The organism is Flavobacterium caseinilyticum (assembly GCF_004349085.1).
In the GTDB taxonomy this organism is placed as follows: Bacteria; Bacteroidota; Bacteroidia; order Flavobacteriales; family Flavobacteriaceae; genus Flavobacterium; species Flavobacterium caseinilyticum.
This window is the reverse complement of record NZ_SMFM01000001.1, coordinates 337,281-357,814: the sequence shown is the minus strand read 5'-3', so window position 1 is coordinate 357,814 and position 20,534 is coordinate 337,281. Positions and strand designations below refer to the sequence as shown.

Sequence of the window (20,534 nt, the reverse complement as noted above, 5' to 3'; positions counted from 1 at the left end):
ATCATAACAACTTTGCCTCTTCTTTTTCGTAAAAAGCATCTACAGAAAGTTGTTTTTGCATCGATGCCATAACGGCTAATTCATCGCACCTTTCGTTTTGAACATGATTGTTATGCCCTTTGATCCATTTGAAATCGACTTTGTGTTTTCTATAAACAACCAGAAATCGTTTCCATAAATCAGAATTTTTCCTGTCAACAAATCCTTTTTTTTCCCAACCTAAAACCCATTTTTTAACCACCGAATCAACTACATATTTAGAATCTGAAACTACTAATACTCTTGTTTTTGGATTTTTTAATTTTTCAAGACCCACAATAACGGCCAATAATTCCATTCTATTATTGGTAGTTCGGCGAAAACCTTCATAGAATTCTTTTTTATATGGTTTTCCTACCCATTCCATGACTACACCATAACCGCCATTTCCGGGATTACCTTTGGCAGCGCCGTCTGTATATATGTGTACGTCGTGTTCCATTTATGAATTAGGATTTTAGATTTAGGATTTCCTCAAGCACCGTTGGGAAATATTTTTGTTCCAATTCATGAATTTTATGAGCCACTTCCTCCGGAGTTTCATCGCCTGTTAAAACAACATTTTGTTGAAAAACAATATTGCCTTCATCATAATTTTCATTGACATAATGAATCGTAATTCCGGTTTCTTTTTCTTTATTGGCCACAACCGCGTTATGAATGTGCATACCATACATTCCTTTTCCACCATATTTTGGCAATAGAGCAGGATGAATATTTACAATCTTATCCGGATAGGCTGCTATGATATTTTCAGGGAATTTCAATAGAAATCCTGCTAAAACAATCAAATCTGGTTTAATTTTATTTAATTTACGTAGTACTTCACTTTCAAAAAGTTGTTCTTTTGAGAAAACTTCTGTTGGTAATTCATAGTTTTTAGCTCTTTCAAGCACACGTGCATTTGGATTATTTGTAAAGACTGCCACAACAGTTCCCGTTTTTGTTTTTGCAAAATACTTTATGATGTTTTCAGCATTAGTACCCGATCCAGAAGCAAAAACCACAATTTTTTTCATAATACAGCTTATTTTTATGGTACAAAAAAAGGCATAAAAATTGAAATTAAATAACATTGTCTTCGGTTTGTCAAAATAAATTTCATAAATTAGATGACACATTTATTAACTAAATAGTTGTTTTAAAATAAAGTTTTTTATTTTTGCCAACAAATTAAATTCTAAAATTAAAGATTATGTCAGACATTGCATCAAGAGTAAAAGCGATTATCGTAGACAAATTAGGCGTTGACGAAAACGAAGTTGTAACAGAAGCAAGCTTCACTAATGATTTAGGAGCTGACTCATTAGACACTGTTGAGCTTATTATGGAATTCGAAAAAGAATTTGACATTCAAATTCCAGACGATCAAGCAGAAAACATCGCTACTGTAGGTCAAGCGATCTCTTACATCGAGGAAGCTAAAAAATAATAAAGGACACACCCGTTTGCATTCTTGTAAACGGGTGTTATTATTTTTTTTAAATTAAATTCGAGATTGAATTTCAATCAAAAATATATTTATTGTAATACCCATGGCTCTTTTGTAATAGTAATACAGTAAAGAAAGCATGGGTTTTATTTGTTTAAAGATAACAAAAATAAAGAATTTATGGTATTAAGACGAGTTGTTGTAACAGGTTTAGGCGCTCTTACACCTATTGGAAATAACATTGAAGACTATTGGAACGGACTTATTAACGGCGTTAGTGGCGCTGCTCCAATTACCTATTTTGATGCTTCAAAATTTAAGACGCAGTTTGCCTGCGAATTGAAAAATTTTAATGCTGAAGATTTTTTAGACAGAAAAGAAGCCCGAAAAATGGACCGCTATGCTCAATATGCCATGGTTTCATCTGATGAAGCGGTACTTGATGCTGGTTTTAATTTCGAAAAATTAGACAAAGACAGAGTTGGAGTTATTTGGGGTTCAGGTATTGGTGGCTTGGAAACATTTCAAATTGAAATGTTAAACTTTGCAGCCGGAGATGGCACACCAAAATTCAATCCTTTCTTTATACCAAAAATGATTTCGGACATTGCCGGTGGTCATATTTCTATAAAATACGGATTCAGAGGTCCAAACTTTACCACTGTTTCAGCTTGCGCTTCTTCTACAAATGCTATTATCGACGCTTTCAATTACATAAGATTAGGTCATGCTGATGCTATGATAACCGGTGGTTCTGAAGCTGCTGTGACCATAGCCGGGATGGGAGGTTTTAATGCCATGCATGCTTTATCAACCAGAAACGATGATCCTAAAACTGCTTCAAGACCAATGGATAAAGACCGAGATGGTTTTATCTTAGGCGAAGGAGCTGGTGCATTAGTACTAGAAGAATACGAACATGCCGTTGCCCGTGGAGCAAAAATTTATTGCGAAATAGGCGGTGGCGGAATGTCAGCTGATGCGTATCACATTACTGCACCGCATCCTGAAGGATTAGGCGCTAAAAACGTAATGCTAAACTGCTTGAGAGATGCTGGTTTACAGGCAACTGATGTTGATGGTGTAAACATGCACGGAACTTCAACACCACTTGGTGACATGGCAGAATCTAAAGCGATTTTACATGTTTTTGGTGAACATGCGTACACGATGAATTTAAATTCGACTAAATCCATGACAGGTCATTTACTTGGAGCAGCCGGAGCAATTGAAACGATTTCCTCGATTCTTTCGTTGAAACATGGAATAGTACCACCTACAATCAATCATTTTACGGATGATGAAAACATAGATTCTAAACTGAACTTTACCTTTAATAAAGCTCAGAAAAGAGAAATGAATGTTGTTATGAGTAATACTTTCGGTTTTGGAGGTCACAATGCTTGTGTATTAGTAAAAAAATTAGAAATCTAATTATATATGCGTATAATCAGAAAAATATTTTCAAAATCCCGTTCTCCAGAAGACGGGATTTTTTTTGATTCTATTCAGAAAATTTTAGGATTTGCACCCGTAAATCTTGATTTTTATAAAAAAGCATTCACCCATCGCTCCTCAAATCGCCTCGATATTTTAGGAAATCCAATCAATTACGAACGTTTAGAATTTTTGGGTGACGCTATGTTAAGCTCTGTTATTGCTGCTCATTTATTCAACAAAGCACCTGCAGGAGATGAAGGTTATTTGACTAAAATGCGCTCTAAAATTGTGAGCCGAGAGCACTTGAACGAATTAGGTAAAGATCTAAACTTAGTACAATATATAGAAAGCAAAGTTCCACTTCAGCATTTTGGAGAAAATATCCATGGTAATATTTTCGAATCACTGGTTGGAGCCATTTATTTAGACCGAGGCTATGTCTATTGCGAAAAATTCATTCAAAAGAGAGTAATAGTTCCTTACGTAGACATTGCAAGACTCGAAGGAAAAGTAATCAGCTATAAAAGTCTGGTTATCGAATGGTGTCAAAAGGAGAAAAAAATATTTCATTATGATATTTTTGAGGACAATGCCATTGATGGACAAAGGCTGTTTGGTGTAAAGCTTAGCATTGACGATAAGGTAATTGCAAAAGCAAGAGCAACATCCAAAAAGAAAGCAGAAGAAAAAGCTTCCCAACGCGCTTATTTTGCGTTTCAAGAAAAAATGGATAGAAAATAATCTGAATATTCCTAAAACTATATCGTTTTCGTTCATAAATTAACAAAAACATCCGGTTTTGAGGCACTTATACTTCATTAGAAATACTATATTTACATCTTATTTTTTCATGAAATGGCTATTCATAAACTGGATCTTGGCGAATTTGACGAAATAGATTACTATCTTATTGCAATTCATACTTCCTTAGAAGACTATCGATTGGCATTTTTTATTAATCAAAAGCTTCCTGTAATCCTAAGTAAAAGTGAGAACGAAATTCAAATCAACATAAAAGAAGGAGAGACAAATTTTTCCAGATTTTATTACATTGATAAAGAAAGCACCATTACCTGGAATTTGATTCAAAATAAAAACGAGGTTATCCAATATAAAAAAGGTAACACTCCAAATCTATTTTCAGGTGTAACCATGGAAGTGGCAACAAAAGTCTTTTTACTTCCTGAATTTAAAAAAGTAGATTATTTTTTGAAAATAGAAAATAACGACGATACCATGAATGTATCCAATATCCAACTTCTATTAAATACCATAGACAGTATATCAACTGTTTATTTAGTAGATACAAATAAAATAAAATCTAAAAACAATTTAATTTTTTAATACCAATGCTTACAAACAAAAAAACTAAAATTGTAGCCACACTCGGGCCTGCATGTAGTACAAGAGAAATCATAAAAGACATGATTGACGCAGGCGTAAATGTGTTCCGAGTAAATTTTTCGCATGCTGATTACGAAGATGTAAAAGAAAAAATAAACCTGATACGGGGATTAAACGAAGAATTTGGATATACCACAGCAATTCTAGGCGATTTGCAAGGTCCAAAACTTCGTGTAGGAGTTATGGAAGAGGGTGTAGTTGTGCATGATGGTGATCTGATTACATTTACTACCGCCGAAGATATCCTTGGAACAGCAAAGAAAGTATTCATGAAATACCAAAACTTTCCAAATGATGTAAATCCAGGAGAAAGAATTTTGCTTGATGATGGTAAACTTATTTTCGAAATTGTTGAAACGGATAAAAAATCAGAAGTTATTGCAAGAGTAATTCAAGGTGGTGAATTGAAATCTAAAAAAGGAGTTAATTTACCAAATACTAAAATATCGCTTCCGGCAATGACCGAAAAAGATATTGCTGATGCTATTTTTGCGATCGGACAAAATGTAGACTGGATTGCATTATCGTTTGTAAAAACACCAAGAGATTTACAAGATCTGCAGGAATTAATTGCAGAACACTCTGAATATAAAATTCCGATTATTGCCAAAATAGAAATGCCGGAAGCATTAGAAAATATCGACAAAATTGTTGCGTATTGTGATGCTTTGATGGTTGCTCGTGGAGATTTAGGAGTTGAACTTCCTGCTCATGAAGTACCTTTAGTTCAAAAAGAATTAATTCGTAGAGCTAAAACAGCTCGCATTCCAGTTATCGTTGCTACGCAAATGATGGAAACTATGATTACTTCTCTTACGCCAACTCGTGCAGAGGTAAATGATGTTGCAAACTCAGTTATGGATGGTGCAGATGCAGTGATGCTTTCTGGAGAAACAGCAACTGGTAACTATCCTGTTCAGGTAATTCAAAAAATGACTCAAATCATTGAAGCGGTAGAAGATTCTCCGCTAATTCAAGTGCCGCAAAATACTCCACAAATAAAAACTAAACGCTTTATCACCAAAACCATTTGTCACCACGCAGCTTCTATGGCAAATGTGATCAAAGCAAAAGCAATTTGTACGTTGACAAATAGTGGCTACACCGCTTTTCAAATATCTGCTTGGAGACCAAATGCACATATTTTAGTATTTACATCCAACAAAAGAATTCTTACGCAACTCAATTTATTGTGGGGTGTAAAATCATTCTTCTATGAAAAAACCGTAAGTACTGATGATACGGTTACAGATATAAATGAAATTGTAAAACAGAAAGGTTTTGTTCAAAAAGGAGATTTTCTTATCAATTTAGCAGCAATGCCTATAAAAGATAAAGGAATGGTAAATACCCTAAGAGTATCAGAAATAGAATAGTTTAAAACTACTCAAATATTTATCCGTCTTGTCTCGTTTTAAAACGAAATAAGACGGATTTTTTTTATAAAATACTAAATGTGATATACTTTGCGTTTAAAAAAATTTAAGAATAATTACACCTTCTTCTGCAAAATAAAATTTATATTTGAAAAACAAATAACGCTACAAATTATGAGTTTAAATTCTAAAAATCCATTTTTAAACAATAAAACTTTTTCGTCAACGGCCGTTTCAAAAAGAGATGAAGTACATCATGCAAGCATCATAGATTATAATGACGAGATGACTTTGTCTGGCACTATCAATAAAAGTTTAATCTTATTTTTACTTCTTACCGCATCGGCAACCGTGATCTGGTGGCTGACTTTTAACGGAATGAATCCGCTTGTTCCTGCTATTGGCGGAGCAGTCGTTGGATTAGTTTTAGTGCTTATTGCTGCTTTCAAACCACAATATTCTCCGTATTTAGCTCCGGGATATGCGCTGTTTGAGGGATTATTTATCGGTGGGATTTCGGCAATATTCGAAGCCAAATATCCTGGAATTGTAGTCCAGGCTGTCGGAGCAACTTTTGTAACGTTTATGGTTTGCTTAGGGTTGTATAAATACAAAATTGTAAAAGTAACGGAGCAATTTAAATCAGTTGTCGTGGCTGCTACATTAGCAATTGCCACTTATTATCTTATATCTTGGGTATTCTCCATGTTTACCAGTTTTGTTCCCGTTCATTATGGAAACTCTATGATGAGCATTGGAATCAGTGTTTTTGTGATTGTGATCGCAGCGCTAAACTTATTCTTAGATTTTGACCGCATTGAAAAAGGAGCGGAACAAAAAATGCCAAAATATATGGAATGGTATGGCGCCATGGGATTAATGATTACACTGGTTTGGTTGTATATTGAGTTTTTAAGATTACTTTCTAAATTGAACAGTAAAAACTAATTGTAACATTTATTAAAAAGAGAAAACCTTTCCAGACTGGAAAGGTTTTCTCTTTTATGCAGCTTTCTCAAAAGCGATATAATGACTCAATTCGCCCTTTATATTGAAAACAGGATATCCTTTGATCAAACAAGCGTAAACGTCTCCGTTCTTTTTATAATTCATTACCACTTTCTCAAAAGGTTGCTGCTCTAATATTGCTATTCGTATTTCATTTGAAGTAATGTGATTGGTTGCTTCACCTTGAAACATTTTTGGGCTTTTACCTAATATTTCATGCTCAACATAGCCATTCATTTTCTCGATGTTGTGAGAAGCAAAAACAATCCTTAATTTATTATCCGTAACAATTATTACTTCCTCCTTAAGACTGTTTTTAAAATCCCAGTCGTTTTGAATCCACCTGTTCTTTGAGGCAATTGAATTCAATTTGTTAATATCCAAAAATAATTTCTTTACTGCCGTCAAAAAATTATTATGAAAATCCCAGCTATAAACGGGAACCGTTTTGATATTTAAGCTATTGTGATACAACGCAATAGCATCTTCATATTGTCTTAGATTATTCATGATATTTAAATTAAAGAGCAAATGTAATTTTATTTTCAGTGATAAAATTACATTTATCATACTTTAACCATTGTTGAACGCAACGGATGACAAATCAAAAATCAAATTTCAGCTGAACTACCACAAACTTCTTCTCCTCCGTATTTAAATTACTAATTGAAATACCCAATAAGCGCACGGAATCTTTCAGGCGCTCCTGATATAATAATTCCTTGACGATTTCTAAAATCATCCCTCTATCTGAAGTAAAATAAGGCAGCGTTTTACTTCGGGTCTTCTGTGTGAAGTCACTGTACTTTATTTTTAATGTGATTGTTTTGCCGGCAACCTTGTATCGTTTCAACCTTTTTTCCAATGCAATTGCAATGTTTTCCAATTTCTCTATCATGAAAATTTCGGAAGAAAGATTAACATCAAAAGTGTGTTCCGCGGCTACTGATTTTGTGATCCTATCTGATTTCACTTCACTGCTGTGAATTCCTCTAACTACATTATAATAGAAGTTTCCGGCTTTTCCAAAGTGCTTCTGCAAAAACTCTATTGATTTACTTTTTAATTCCAGTCCGGTAAAAATGCCCAATTGATACATTTTTTCAGTAGTCACTTTTCCAATACCATGAAATTTTCGAATGGCCAGCTGTTCCAAGAATGAAATTACTTCATCTGGATTTATCGTTTTTTGTCCGTTGGGTTTATTGTAATCACTGGCAATTTTAGCTACAAACTTATTGACCGATATTCCAGCCGATGCTGTTAAACCCACTTCATTAAAAATTCGTTGTCTTATTTCCTGTGCCAATAAAGTTGCGCTCGGATTCCCTTTTTTATTGTTGGTGACATCTAAATATGCTTCATCAAGCGACAATGGCTCCACCATATCGGTATAATCATAAAATATTTTCTGAATTTTACTCGAAATTTCCTTGTAGCGGTCAAAACGTGGTTTTACAAAAATAAGATCCGGACAGTTTTTTTTGGCCAAAACTCCACTTAAAGCACTTCGGACACCAAATTTCCTGGCCTCATAACTTGCGGCTGCCACCACACCACGATTTTCCGATCCTCCAACCGCAATAGGTTTGCCACGCAACAATGGATTATCCATCTGCTCGACCGACGCATAGAACGCATCCATATCAACGTGTATAATTTTTCTATGGGAAATTATTTCCTGCATCTTAAAATAAATTGCATCTGCCTGCTAATTTTCACAACGTTCAAACCAAATTACAGTTTTTCCGGTTTCTCTTCAACGTGCAGATAATTTTCAACTACAACTGATTTACTTTTCTTTTCTGTTGGAAAAAAGAAACTAATCGGTCTTGATTTGAAATGATTCCATATCGAGCTGGTAACGAATCGCAATTCAAATAAAGAAATAGCTCGGGAGCGAAATGCCAGTCCTAGTGAAAGACTAAAACTCACCATAAAGTTAACCAATCCTATGACCCCAACTCCAAAAATACCCCAAAACAACATTGAATTACTCACCATGTAATTTGCTCCATACAATGCTAAAGCCAAATTTCCGCTTCCAAAAGTGATGTGTCGGATATCGAGATTTAATCCCAAAAACAACCCAATCGATGCCGTACTACCCATGAAAATCCCGAACCAAAAATTTGAAATAATACCAGCCCATCTTTTATCATACAATTTTGCCAGTTTCAAAGTTTTAGATTTTCCTAAATTCCTTTTTAGAAAAGGATGCTCGGTGATTCTAAAATAAACCTGGTTGTGTTTATCTCTGTTGGCAACACTCCCGGAAATTATTCCTGATAAAAACAGAAAAACCCCTGCAATAGCCGCGTGAAAAATTGCCAATGAATGAATAGGACTAAGATCTATAAGTAATTTTTCCCAGTTGGTTGCGGTAATATTGTATTGAAAAAAATAATCAATAAGCCAAATTCCAAGTAATGAAACCGGAAAGGCCATAATCACATTGCCAACAAAGGCGATAAATTGAGAACGAAATACACGCGCAAAAAGAATAGCAAAAGCTTTGTATTTTTCGGCCTCCTTGCCTTGTTTTATTACTCCTTCTTCCAATGCTTTTATCAAAGCCGAAGCCGTCATAGCAGGTTGTTTCGTCGCAAGCGTAAAACCGAGCAGATAAATAGTAATAAAACCAATAGCGTAGTTCATACTGTAAAGGAAAGCATGTCCAAAAAAACTGGTGTCAGCCTTAGATAGCAAAACTTTAATAACACACAAAATCCCTACGATAAAGCCACCACCCAATGCGGTTTTAAACATTTTAAAATATTCACTGCGGCCTTCTGTAATATATTGTTCTCCCGTTTTAGCCGTATGTTGCGTGATTTCGTACGAAATCAATTGTGTACTTTCACTAATAAATTTTCTAACATTATTTTTGTAGCAATTGTACTTGATCAACTGCAGCGCCAATATAATAACATTGCTTTTCTTTTGGCTTTCTTTATCTACAATCAATAACGGAATTAAGTGTTTTAACCGTTCTAACTGCTGCCTGATTTTCAATAAATTTTGATTTACCCGAAGTGAAATTCCATACTTTGAACTGTTATGAAATGCTTGATCCACAAAATCTTCACATTGCTTGTACAAAACTAATAACTGCGAATAGGACAGATCATCTGAAGTAATAAAATGAGTATTAGAGCCTTTTATTTTTTCTTCAATTTGGTATAGTTCTTTTTCAAAAGCTGAAAATGGACTTTCATAATCATCAAATTCCGGCACCATTTTGATCACGTCGGTTTCCATGGCTCGTCCACTAATACGTTGGGTGATTAAATACATTGCAAACAATAATTCTGACAAAGCAGAATTATATTCGGTACTTTCATAAATAGATGCAAATTTCAGTAGACTGTGTAATTCCTGCAATTGATGGAATGGAATCTTGTTGATCCATATCGTATCAGTTGCTAAATAGAAAACCTGGTTAAGCACATATTCTAATGTATCTATTTGTGGCTGGTAGGGTAAAAACTTGGCGAAAATTCTTTTTTTTACTTCAAAAATAAAATCCACATCCTGCATAATGGCGGCATCGGAAAGGATTTTATTAAATTTTCTGTCTTTTAAAATTTCTTTAAGATAAATCGAAAGCTGCTTCCGACAGGCATAATTCTCTTTCAAAAAAGAAATAATTTCCTGTAAGTCCACTGTTTCCACCTTAGCGTTTTTCAAAGGTCTGATCAATCGAATTAATTCAACTAATGGCTCTAAACTATCATTTGCTTCTCGCCACGATTGCGCTTCACCAAAAAACTCGTTTATAAGTCCGGCTGCGGTCGGTTTTGGTTTTGCTTTATAAAATAACTTCATTACCTTACTTTCAATTTCTGTAAAAATACAACTCGGTCAAACAACATGCTATAACTTATTAATAAAATAATTGTTTTCAAAAGCAAAAACACTGGTATAACTGGATTGCTGCTTCTTATGCAACTTCATTTCCTATTGCGAACAATATTAATTGATAAAAATTGCTTTCGAAACCCTATTGAAAAGATACGAAATCCCATTGGTAAAATAGTGATATCTTTGGAATTCGGACTAGCCCAGATAGCAGTGGAAATCTTCGCCGGAGTAGAACTATTTTTTCTATTAAAAAAGAGCGACCCAAGAAGCTCCTTTTTTAAAATAGAAAAAAAGTTTTACGAGGGAGAAATTGAAACGTATAGCTGGAGATGGCTCCATAAATTTATTAAATGAACTGCAAATGATTGAAATAGAAAGAAAATTTTTGGTTAAAGATGATTCGTTCAAGAAAGAAGCATTTGCAAAAAACCATATTGCGCAGGGCTACTTATGCTCCCTGGCAGAACGATCGGTTCGAATTCGCATCAAAGGAGACAAAGGATTTATTACCGTAAAAGGGATTTCAGATGATGCCGGAATGTCCCGATTTGAGTGGGAGAAAGAAATTCCTGTTGCTGAAGCCGAATCACTTTTGCATTTGTGCGAAAAAGGAATGATCGATAAAATGCGTTTTGAGGTCAAAAGCGGTCCTCACGTATTTGAAGTCGATGAGTTTTATGGCGATAATGAAGGATTGATTGTTGCCGAAATAGAGCTACACTCGGAAACGGAACCTTTTGAAAAACCGCAATGGCTTGGCGAAGAAGTAACTGGCGACACAAGGTATTACAACGCGAGTTTGAACATTACTCCTTTCAAAAAATGGTAGCTTTACTTTTCCATTATCTCGATGGTGACAGTCATCCCTCCGCTTCCTTTATTAGAGGTAATGTCCATATACGCTCGTTTTGAAAGGTCAATTTCTCTGGATTTAACAAAAGGTCCTCGGTCATTAATTTCAACAATTACCCATTTTCCATTTCGTTCGTTGGTCACTCTTACTTTTGTTCCGAAAGGAAGTTTTTTATGCGCAGCTGTATATTTATTGTTGTAAAATTTTACGCCACTTGTTGTTCTTCTTCCGTTAAATTTATCTGCATAATACGAAGCGTGCGCCTCTTTTTTATATGGTTTGAAAACTGCAAGTGTTCCAACCAAAGAATCTATCTTTTTTTCCTGAATTTGGGCTAGGATTTTACTCTTTTTGATGGAATCCTTTTGCATTAAAACCTTTTGGGCGGAAGCTTTTTGTCTGGCAGTACTTGAAATTTGACTACTGACTAAGCCAATAATTGCCAACAAAAAAAATATAGTAAGTGATCTTTTCATAAATATTGTATTAGTTGAATTTATTTCTCAAAAACCATACCTAGATAGAAAAAGCTCTATTTCTAGAGCTTTTTTTGATTTTTTAAAACCAAATTTTCCATGGAATTCTACTTAATATCAGTACTAATCCTAAACCATAAAAGATCGAAAAGGTTTTAAATTTAGATTCACCGGAAACTAATTTTTTATGCTTAGACCAACCTATAGTTATTAAAACTATAGCTATAATATTTATCAGCGGATGCTCTAATGCCAACAACCTACTCTCAGTTGTTAATCCACCCATTCCTACGGCTTTTATCATATTTAATCCATTTGGCGAGATAAAATATAAAATAATACCAACTAATAATTGAATGTGAATAGCGATTAAAGCAAACAATGCAATCTTTCTGTCTTTTGATGTAAATTCTTTTTTGGAGGACAGTCCTATTAAGGAATTAACGACTGCAACCACTAATACTAAAAGCGCTAAATAAGCCCAACCGGAATGAAATTTTTGAATAAATTCGTACATAATTGATGTTTTTGTTTGACAAATATAAGAAAAAAAGGCATAAAAAAAACCACGTTTTTCAACGTGGTTTTAAATATCCAAATACTTAAAATACTCTTATTTACCAAAAATATATCTAAGTGTAAATTGCGCTTGCCAAACATCAAAAGTGGAAGTATTTTTCTGGAAAGTATCTTTAATTAAAACTCTACTTCCGTCAGCCTCTACTTGAGTTGCTAATTGGAAAAACGGCACATTCGTAGTTGTTGTTCTGTAATTCAAAACATTCGCATTTGTAACTCTTTGTGTAACACCCCAATCTTTATTGATGAAATTTGTAAAATTTAAGATATCAGCTCTGAATTGGAAATTGCTCTTTTTACCAGCTGTAATTAGATAAAAATCTCGAGTTGCGGATAAATCTAATCTATGTAACATAGGCAAAACGCCACCAATTCTTTCAGCATAAAAAAACCCTCATTTCAAATTGAAATGAGGGTTTGCAATATTTTAAGCTAAACTAGTTGAACGTGTAACGAACACCAGTTTGCATTTGCCATCTTGATGAGTTCAAACCTACATCATCAATTTGGTTAACACTATTAGCTACAGCAGGATTAAATCTAAATGTTGGAGTTGTTCCATCAGCTAAGAAGTTAACTTGTTGAAGCAATTGAACTTGGTCGTTTCCAGTGAAATATCTTTTTCCCCAATCTTTATTCAAAAGATTTGTGAAGTTAAAAATATCTGCAGTAAATTCAAGTGTATGTTTCTTATTACCAACATTGATAATAAATTCTTGAGCGAATTTTAAATCTACAATATGAGTAGTTTTTAAACGATCTCCGTTACGCTCAGCATAATCACCTTTTCTGCTTCTTAAGTATTCATTACTGTCAATGAATGCACTCAATGCGTCCCATTGCTGATCAGCAGTTAAACCATTAGGAGTACTTACTAAATTAATTTCAGATTTAGCAGCAGGAACATAGATTAAAGCTGAATTTTGAAAAGTATCCTGTAACAAACGACCAGCGTCATTGTATACATAACTGATAGGAGTACCTTCAGCACCTTCGTAGAAAAATCCAATTCTAGATTTTGTGAATTTGTTCCATTTCAAAGTAACATTACCGTTAGAGATAATTCTTTGTCCTTGATCAAAATCAGATCTTGAAAGTGAAGGGCGATTTGCTCCGTTTACTGTTTCAGTGAAATTCCACTGAGAACTGTTTTGTGATGAAGTAGCATCTACTAAAACAGTAGATTTACCATAAGAGTACGTTCCAGAAATGTTAGCATCAATAAACTCAGATCTGTAGTTTTTAGCTAAGGTGAAAGCAACATTATATGCTTTCCCTTCATCTGTGTTAGATGCTAAATAAACTCCTAAATACGAATTATCAACTCTTGCGTTTCCATTATAACGAGGTCTTGTATCAGCTCCTGTTAAATTAGTTGTTGAATTACGAATGTTTAAGTTTTCATATTTGATTGCACTGATATTGTCATTATAAGTAATCTCAGATGTCAAAACAAAACCTAAAGGTAATTTTTGATCCACTGCAAAACTTGCTTTGAATACTTGTGGCAATTTGAAATCTTTAGCAAACAAGTCAATATTACCACCAGTACGTCCTGAACCTGGTCTTGGGAATGTAGCAGGCAATGGCTCCAGTTGACTATCAACACTTGGATTAGGGTTAAATACAGGCATTTGAGCCGCAGATGTAATTTGAATTGCACCTTGTGTTACTCCATTATTATTGTAAGTACCACCTGGCCATACTAATGGCAATCTAGAGGTAAACACTCCTAAACCACCTCTCATTTGAGTAGATTTTTTACCGTTTACATCATAATTGAATCCTAAACGTGGTGCAAAATGAGCATAATTTGAGATACCTTCACCAACTCTTGCTCCTTTTAAATCTTTACCTGCAGCTTCTAACAAGCCAATAGTTCTTACATTAAAGTCAGCATTGGTAAGACCATCTTCCCAAATTGGCATGTCCATTCTAAGTCCATAAGTGATTTTGAAATTATCAGTTAATCTCATGTCATTTTGAACATAAAAACCAAACTGTTTTGTACCAAATTCAGCAGCTCCTTGAGACTCATCTCCACTTCCACCTACTAACGAGTAGTTCAATAGGTATCGGTTAGGTTTTCCATCATTTAAGAAAGCATCTAAGTTAGCATATCTGTAAGACCCAAAATTGTTTCCAAAAAACACATTTAAAGATTGTGAAAACTCATTATGTGTACCAATAGTAATTTTGTTTCTACCTAAGTTGATTTCAAAATTATCAGAAATTGTCAATACTTTTTGATCCAAAAGATTTGCTGTTGAAAATGCTTCTGCTCCAAAGAAAATACTTTGATTTGCACCATCAAAAATCTGCACTGATGGAAAAGGATCTCCTGATGCATCTCTGTCATCAACTACACTTGTGTAAGCAACAACTAAATTATTTGAAAATTTATTTCCAAATCTTGAATTCAACTCCAATGCAGTTGAATTAGTTGTAGAATTAAACAATTGACTACCATTGATGAAACTGATTGCAGTTGCAGAAGAACGACTCGGTGAAAAGTTCGCTGCTTCCACGTAACTGTGTTTCAAAGATAATTTATGATTATCGTTGATATTCCAGTCAATTTTACCAATTAATTTATCACTCACCAAAGTTCTTACGTTATTATTAAAAGAACCTGGATCATATCCATAAGTGGCTAATTTAGCTCTTAAAGCATCTATTTGAGCTGCTGTAGAAGTTCCTGTGTAATTAGCAAAATCAAACGGTTGTGGTGTTTCATTATCTTGTTTTTCATAGTTAATGAAATAGAACAACTTGTCTTTTATTATTGATCCACCTGCACGAACTCCATAAGTTTGTGCCGTGAAATCAGCTAACTTTTGTCTCCCGTTTGCACCTGCTAAAGAAGGAGGTGTTTTGGCAGCCAAATTTTCGTCTCTATATAAAAAATAAGCAGATCCTTCAAAATTATTTGTTCCTGAACGTGTAATTGCACTAATTGCACCACCAGCAAAACCGGATAGTTTTACATCATAAGGCGCAACACTCACTTGAAATTGCTCAATAGCGTCAATAGAGATAGGACTTACTCCTGTTTGACCTCCATTTGTTCCGTTTGCAGCTAATCCAAAAACGTCATTACTCACAGCACCATCAATATAGATTGCATTGAATCTGTTGTTTTGTCCACCAATAGATAATTGATCATCTCCTCTAATTTGTGCTTGAGGTGTTAATCTGGCAAAGTCAGAAATGTTTCTGGACAAAGATGGCAATGCTTGTATTTTTTCAGAATTAATTACCGTTTGAGCTCCAGTTCTTTGAGAATTGAAAGTGTTGTCTCTTGAAGTTGTCACTACAACTTCTTGTAATAAATTTGACTCCTCAGCCAAAGTAACCTTGAAAGTTTTGTTTTCCCCTAATTGAAGATAAATACCATTTTCTTCATAATTTGAAAAACCAACATAAGTTATGGTGACTTTGTATGGCCCACCAACTCTCATATTTGAAACACTAAAACTACCAGTACCATCTGTAGATGCAGAATAACGAGTACCTGATGGAGTGTGTACAGCAAGAATAGACGCCCCTGGTAAGGTTTGAGAATCCTTATCATAAACAGTTCCGCTGATAGAAGAAGTAGTGTTACCCTGCGCATAAATGTCAGAGTTAGCGTAGAATAATACCGCTAGTACAAAAATCAACTTTAATAATTTTTTCATATTGTTTAGTTTATTAATATTTGGCAAAAATATAACATTTTTGTTTTAGAAAGTTAACACAACATTAAGAATAGCAAATATTTTATTACGGAAATTTTCCCTAAAATAATTCCTTTCTTTTATTTATTAAAATTCAGCGTTTTTCACAACAAAAAACACTTTTTGCTGATTTATTCGTATTTTTTACTTAATTATCAATCTAAAGAAATTAATATTAATTTAAAATTAGTTCTATAAATGAGCAAATTACACGAAAAAAAGGCCTGATTTAAATAAAATCAGGCCTTTTCAATTATACATAGTTCTAAAAAATGGCGCCAAAAATACCAATTACATGAAACTTATAAAATAATAAAAATTAGTTTCATAATTGACACTACTTATTCATTAGATAATGATTCAATAAAAAGGTTGTAGAGCTGTCATGATTTTTGACTGTTTTAGTATCAATTTCCTCTAAAATAGAATTTGCCAATTGTTTTCCTAACTCTACACCCCATTGATCGAAACTGAAAATATTCCAGATCACTCCTTGTACGAAAATCTTATGCTCATACAGCGCAATCAATGAACCCAAGGTTTTTGGTATCAGTTTTTGGATTAAAATAGTATTAGTAGGTTTATTTCCCGTAAAGACTTTAAAAGGTAAAAGGAATGCTGCTTTCTCGCCCGCAAGTCCTTGCTTATCAAATTCCGCCTGAACCTGTTGTTTGGATTTTCCGTGCATTAACGCTTCGGTTTGTGCAAAAAAATTGGACATTAATTTATCATGATGATCATTATCCCCAAATAAAGGATTGACAAACCCAATAAAATCAGCCGGAATCAATTTCGTCCCTTGATGCATCAATTGAAAAAAAGCATGTTGCGCATTACTTCCTGGCTCACCCCATATAATAGTTCCTGTTTGGTAGTTCACTGGTTTCCCGTCACGGCCCACGCTTTTACCGTTGCTTTCCATAATTCCTTGCTGCAGGTAAGGTGCTAGTTTTTGTAGATATTGTGTATAGGGTATCAAAGCTTCGCTCTCGGCACCAAAAAAATTATTGTACCAGATACTTAACAATGCCAAAACTACAGGCATATTTTTATCGAAGTCAGCTGTTTTAAAATGGTCATCCATTTCATTTGCCCCTTTCAGCAACTCATCAAAATTATCGTATCCAACGGCCAAACTTATCGTAAGTCCAACAGCGCTCCACAAAGAAAATCTTCCACCAACCCAATCCCACATTGGAAAAACATTATCTGGATTTATCCCAAACTCTGTAACTTTTTGAATATTGGTAGAAACTGCAACAAAATGTTTGGCAACATCTTCTTGAGTTGCTGATTCTAAAAACCATTTTCTGATGGTCTCGGAATTAGTCAGCGTTTCCTGAGTAGTAAATGTTTTGGAAACAATTACAAAAAGGGTAGTTTCAGGATTTAATTTATTGATGATTTCATTCACATGATCTCCATCCACATTGGAAACAAAATGAACTTTCAAATGATTTTTGTAAAATTGCAAAGCCTCCACAACCATAGCCGGACCTAAATCAGAGCCTCCGATACCTATATTAACAATATCTGTAAATTTTTTTCCTGTAAAACCTTTTCTTTCGCCAGTAACAACTTCGTTTGTGAATATTTTAATTTTCTGCTTTACATCATAAATTTCAGGCACAACATTTATTCCGCCAACAGTAACTGTTGCTGATTCCTTGGCACGCAGCGCCGTATGCAATACGGCCCTGTTTTCGGTTTGATTGATAATTACACCGTCAAAATAATCAGTAATAGCACTTTTCAACCCAACTTCATCCGCCAATTCTATCAGTAATTCAATCGTTTCCTTATTAATAATATTTTTAGAATAATCAATTAAGAAATCATTCCATTTAAAATTGAATTTGACAGTTCTTTCACTATCCATTTGAAATAGCTCTGGCATAGACGCTTTTTGCATTTCGTTGTAATGTGTTTCGAGTTTCTTCCAAGCGTTTGTTTGTGTTGGGTTTATAGTATTTAAAGCCATATAAGAATTTGTTGTATCGTTAAAATTTGGGCAAAAATACTCAAATTAGTTTTAATGGAAAATGAGTTTTGATGCATATCATAATTTATCGATAACACCAAGAAAATGTGAAGCCCTGAAAAGGACATATAGATGTTCCATTCTTTCAATAATAAACGGCAGCTCAACCTACAATTGTTGGTTTATAAATTAGCGATACTGTCTAATTCAAATTTTAATGGCGTAATAATTTTCAAAAAGCGACTTTTATTATTGCCACTCATTGATTCTCCGTAAGGCAACTTTAGTCGCAAAGCATCTACTTGTCTACCGTTTTTCCAAAATCTATAGCAAACATGTGGTCCCGTTGCTAAGCCGGTGCTTCCAACACGACCAATAACTTGTCCCTGATTGACACGTTGTCCGCGTCTTACCAATATTTTTGACATGTGCAGGTACTGTGTGGAATAAGTTCCATTGTGTTTCACTTTTACAAAATTTCCATTTCCTGCGGTAAAACCACTTTGCTCTACAACTCCTCCTGCCGTGGCGGTGATAGGTGTTCCACGTGGCGCTGCATAATCAGTGCCTTTGTGCGCTTTCCATCTGTGTTGGACGGGATGAAATCGGCTGGAGGAAAACCGGGATGAAATTCTGCTAAATTTTATCGGTGATTTAAGAAAGAAATTTTTAAGAGTTTTTCCTTGTTCATCATAATATTCGATTTTATCTGACGATGGATTTTGTGCAAAAGGAAATGCATAAATAATTTTCCCTTTGTATTCAAAAAAAGCAGCTTCCAGATCTTCCACACCGTCATAAACCGTGTCATTTATATAGCGTTCTGTAAATGAAATGGCAAAACGGTCCCCTTTTTTGAGTTTCATAAAATCTATAGAATAGGCATAGATTTTTGATATTTTGCTTGCCAGTGCTCCTTCTATCTTAGCGTTTCCTAAGGTTTCGGATAACGATCCTTTTAAAACTCCGCCAATAGTTCGTCTTTTGATTGTAAGCGGTTTGGTTTTTTTATAAACAACCACAGCTGTATCACGCATATCAATTACATAATAATTCAATGCATCCGGCTGGTAAATGAAAACCTCTAAATCGTGCTTTTTGTTTTTAGAACGAAGCAGCGTGTACGGTTTGTTGAGTCTAATAGTTCTGACGTCAAAAGAATCTTTTACCTTAGCAATTATGTCAAATACTTTTCGCTTTCCAATACTTTGATGATCAATGATGGTTCCAAAAGTGTCTCCTTTTTTTATCGTGTCATGTACAACATTAAAATCAGCATAAATAAACCCAAATTCACTTTTTTTAGGAACAAGTTTCACTACTTTTTCCTCAACTATTTTCTCCTTTTTGGTACAGGAAACCAAAGAAAAAATTACTATTAAAACTAAAAATATTTGTTTCAAACCTTATTTTTTTTTTTTCAATCTACATTTCTACGCCCCAATTTTCTAACTCATGACTACTCCATAATTCCGGGAAGAAAATTCTTCTTTGGTATTTTGGGTGCATGTATTTTTTCCAGTCACTTCCGCCTGTAGCTTCGCCGTCGCCTTTTCCGCTTTGGTCTATATATTTTTTTGCGGTATTCAAATGTTGCATTACCCATGTAATATTCACAGTATAATCATAATGACGCATCGCTTGAATGAGTTCTGGATTTTTTTGATCTGAATCCGGCAATTGTTTAAATTTTTGCCAAATATTAATCGTATTGTACTCTTCCATATGATTGAGGAACAATTTCTTATATTTTTTTTCAAACTCATCCAGTAAAAATGATTTTTCGCCAGTGTGATAATCTTTTCCGGCTGCTTGCCAATATAGATGTTCCAAGGCAAAATCATAAGAAGTATTTCTATCAATCGTATCCCTGTAACGGTGATCAATTAGATTGATCAGATCCGTCGAAGAGAATTCAATTAAGCGATATTGCGCGCTTTGGAAACCGCTTGCAGGAGTCAATGTATTTCTAAACTTCATGTACTGCTCCACTTCCATTCCATCTCCCATAATACTGAAAGACGTGGTCAACATATCAAAATAGCGACTGATTCTCATTAACCTTTCCGTGAAAAATACCGTATTTATATCTTCACGATAGGAAATTTGCTTCATTTCCCATAATATCATTTTAAAAAGCAGTTCGTTTACCTGATGGTACATGATAAAAACCATTTCATCCGGAAGCGTAGTTCTTTGTATTTGCAGATTTAGTAACGCGTCTGTCTGTATATAATCCCAATAGGTGATTGGCTTTGACCATAACAAGCCTTCTAACTGGGTCTCTGTTTTTTGATTTATGGCTTGGTATTTAAGCTCAATTTCTTTTAAAATAGTTTCTGACCTGTCGTTATTACTCATTA

Annotated in this window: 19 protein-coding genes; 7 read left to right on the top strand and 12 right to left on the bottom strand. The window is 34.4% G+C overall.

Annotated elements, in window-relative coordinates; translation table 11 throughout:
- Position 1: 1 nt before the first annotated feature.
- On the bottom strand, positions 2–481 hold the full coding sequence (gene rnhA, locus E0F89_RS01620; protein WP_131908120.1) for a ribonuclease HI: 480 nt from the start codon (positions 479–481) through the stop codon (positions 2–4).
- A 7-nt stretch (positions 482–488) separates the two neighbouring features.
- Positions 489–1,058, bottom strand: a complete 570-nt coding sequence (gene purN / locus E0F89_RS01615; protein ID WP_131908119.1) for a phosphoribosylglycinamide formyltransferase — start codon at positions 1,056–1,058, stop codon at positions 489–491.
- Positions 1,059–1,234: 176 nt separating this feature from the next.
- Between purN and E0F89_RS01610 the strand changes: the two genes are divergently transcribed.
- The 6 genes from E0F89_RS01610 to E0F89_RS01585 all read left to right on the top strand — a co-directional run bounded on the left by E0F89_RS01610 (position 1,235) and on the right by E0F89_RS01585 (position 6,639).
- A complete protein-coding gene (locus tag E0F89_RS01610) occupies positions 1,235–1,471 on the top strand; it encodes an acyl carrier protein (protein ID WP_007137004.1) in 237 nt (78 codons plus the stop codon).
- Between the two features lie 180 nt (positions 1,472–1,651).
- Positions 1,652–2,905 carry a beta-ketoacyl-ACP synthase II gene (gene fabF / locus E0F89_RS01605; protein ID WP_131908118.1) on the top strand — a complete coding sequence of 418 codons (1,254 nt, stop codon included), beginning with the start codon at positions 1,652–1,654 and terminating at the stop codon, positions 2,903–2,905.
- Positions 2,906–2,911: 6 nt separating this feature from the next.
- Positions 2,912–3,652 carry a ribonuclease III family protein gene (locus E0F89_RS01600; RefSeq protein WP_131908117.1) on the top strand — a complete coding sequence of 247 codons (741 nt, stop codon included), beginning with the start codon at positions 2,912–2,914 and terminating at the stop codon, positions 3,650–3,652.
- 114 nt (positions 3,653–3,766) lie between these two features.
- Positions 3,767–4,255 (top strand): IPExxxVDY family protein, encoded by a 489-nt coding sequence (locus E0F89_RS01595; protein WP_131908116.1) that lies wholly within the window; start codon positions 3,767–3,769, stop codon positions 4,253–4,255.
- A 5-nt stretch (positions 4,256–4,260) separates the two neighbouring features.
- Positions 4,261–5,691 (top strand): pyruvate kinase, encoded by a 1,431-nt coding sequence (gene pyk / locus E0F89_RS01590; RefSeq protein WP_131908115.1) that lies wholly within the window; start codon positions 4,261–4,263, stop codon positions 5,689–5,691.
- 174 nt (positions 5,692–5,865) lie between these two features.
- Positions 5,866–6,639 carry a Bax inhibitor-1/YccA family protein gene (locus E0F89_RS01585; protein WP_131908114.1) on the top strand — a complete coding sequence of 258 codons (774 nt, stop codon included), beginning with the start codon at positions 5,866–5,868 and terminating at the stop codon, positions 6,637–6,639.
- Positions 6,640–6,693: 54 nt separating this feature from the next.
- Here E0F89_RS01585 and E0F89_RS01580 read toward each other — a convergent pair whose 3' ends face one another.
- The 3 genes from E0F89_RS01580 to E0F89_RS01570 all read right to left on the bottom strand — a co-directional run bounded on the left by E0F89_RS01580 (position 6,694) and on the right by E0F89_RS01570 (position 10,527).
- A complete protein-coding gene (locus E0F89_RS01580) occupies positions 6,694–7,209 on the bottom strand; it encodes a PAS domain-containing protein (RefSeq protein ID WP_131908113.1) in 516 nt (171 codons plus the stop codon).
- Between the two features lie 94 nt (positions 7,210–7,303).
- Entirely contained in the window at positions 7,304–8,386 is a 1,083-nt protein-coding gene (gene dinB, locus E0F89_RS01575; RefSeq protein WP_131908112.1) for a DNA polymerase IV, read from the bottom strand.
- A gap of 50 nt (positions 8,387–8,436) precedes the next feature.
- Positions 8,437–10,527, bottom strand: coding sequence for a recombinase (locus tag E0F89_RS01570; RefSeq protein ID WP_131908111.1), 2,091 nt, complete (start codon positions 10,525–10,527; stop codon positions 8,437–8,439).
- 397 nt (positions 10,528–10,924) lie between these two features.
- Between E0F89_RS01570 and E0F89_RS01565 the strand changes: the two genes are divergently transcribed.
- A complete protein-coding gene (locus E0F89_RS01565) occupies positions 10,925–11,392 on the top strand; it encodes a CYTH domain-containing protein (protein WP_131908110.1) in 468 nt (155 codons plus the stop codon).
- Positions 11,393–11,394: 2 nt separating this feature from the next.
- On the opposite strand, the gene E0F89_RS01560 is transcribed toward E0F89_RS01565, so the two are convergent.
- From E0F89_RS01560 to E0F89_RS01530, 7 genes are all read right to left on the bottom strand, one after another.
- Positions 11,395–11,892, bottom strand: coding sequence for a septal ring lytic transglycosylase RlpA family protein (locus tag E0F89_RS01560; RefSeq protein ID WP_131908109.1), 498 nt, complete (start codon positions 11,890–11,892; stop codon positions 11,395–11,397).
- 82 nt (positions 11,893–11,974) lie between these two features.
- Positions 11,975–12,409 carry a hypothetical protein gene (locus E0F89_RS01555; protein WP_131908108.1) on the bottom strand — a complete coding sequence of 145 codons (435 nt, stop codon included), beginning with the start codon at positions 12,407–12,409 and terminating at the stop codon, positions 11,975–11,977.
- A 96-nt stretch (positions 12,410–12,505) separates the two neighbouring features.
- A complete protein-coding gene (locus E0F89_RS01550; RefSeq protein WP_243699454.1) occupies positions 12,506–12,826 on the bottom strand; it encodes a hypothetical protein in 321 nt (106 codons plus the stop codon).
- 82 nt (positions 12,827–12,908) lie between these two features.
- Positions 12,909–16,151, bottom strand: coding sequence for a TonB-dependent receptor (locus E0F89_RS01545; protein ID WP_131908107.1), 3,243 nt, complete (start codon positions 16,149–16,151; stop codon positions 12,909–12,911).
- 376 nt (positions 16,152–16,527) lie between these two features.
- The gene (gene pgi, locus E0F89_RS01540; RefSeq protein WP_131908106.1) at positions 16,528–18,171 is read right to left on the bottom strand and encodes a glucose-6-phosphate isomerase; all 1,644 of its coding nucleotides are present in this window, start codon (positions 18,169–18,171) and stop codon (positions 16,528–16,530) included.
- A gap of 182 nt (positions 18,172–18,353) precedes the next feature.
- The gene (locus tag E0F89_RS01535) at positions 18,354–19,574 is read right to left on the bottom strand and encodes a M23 family metallopeptidase (protein WP_131908105.1); all 1,221 of its coding nucleotides are present in this window, start codon (positions 19,572–19,574) and stop codon (positions 18,354–18,356) included.
- Between the two features lie 22 nt (positions 19,575–19,596).
- Positions 19,597–20,532, bottom strand: a complete 936-nt coding sequence (locus E0F89_RS01530) for a tryptophan 2,3-dioxygenase family protein (protein ID WP_131908104.1) — start codon at positions 20,530–20,532, stop codon at positions 19,597–19,599.
- Positions 20,533–20,534: the final 2 nt, after the last annotated feature.